The sequence below is a fragment of the Microbacterium sp. AISO3 genome, assembly GCF_002204305.1.
Taxonomy (GTDB): Bacteria; Actinomycetota; Actinomycetes; order Actinomycetales; family Microbacteriaceae; genus Microbacterium; species Microbacterium arborescens.
This window is the reverse complement of record NZ_NHRF01000045.1, coordinates 1-571: the sequence shown is the minus strand read 5'-3', so window position 1 is coordinate 571 and position 571 is coordinate 1. Positions and strand designations below refer to the sequence as shown.

Here is a 571-nt window from a genome sequence, read left to right as displayed (position 1 = left end):
GTTCCGGATGGTCAGCCCGAAGCGCATCAGCAACCCGAACAATACCGGCGACAGCCGGAACTGCCGTGCCGGTGTGCAGATTAATGACAGCGGTGCGGCGCTGGGATATTACGTCAGCGAGGACGGGTATCCTGGCTGGATGCCGCAGAAATGGACATGGATACCCCGTGAGTTACCCGGCGGGCGCGCCTCGTTCATTCACGTTTTTGAACCCGTGGAGGACGGGCAGACTCGCGGTGCAAATGTGTTTTACAGCGTGATGGAGCAGATGAAGATGCTCGACACGCTGCAGAACACGCAGCTGCAGAGCGCCATTGTGAAGGCGATGTATGCCGCCACCATTGAGAGTGAGCTGGATACGCAGTCAGCGATGGATTTTATTCTGGGCGCGAACAGTCAGGAGCAGCGGGAAAGGCTGACCGGCTGGATTGGTGAAATTGCCGCGTATTACGCCGCAGCGCCGGTCCGGCTGGGAGGCGCAAAAGTACCGCACCTGATGCCGGGTGACTCACTGAACCTGCAGACGGCTCAGGATACGGATAACGGCTACTCCGTGTTTGAGCAGTCACTG

At 58.8% G+C, this 571-nt stretch carries 1 protein-coding gene; it reads left to right on the top strand.

The features are described 5' to 3' along the window. Window positions 1-571 (top strand): phage portal protein (locus CBF90_RS16225; RefSeq protein WP_141097199.1); only part of this gene is annotated, 571 nt, incomplete at both ends.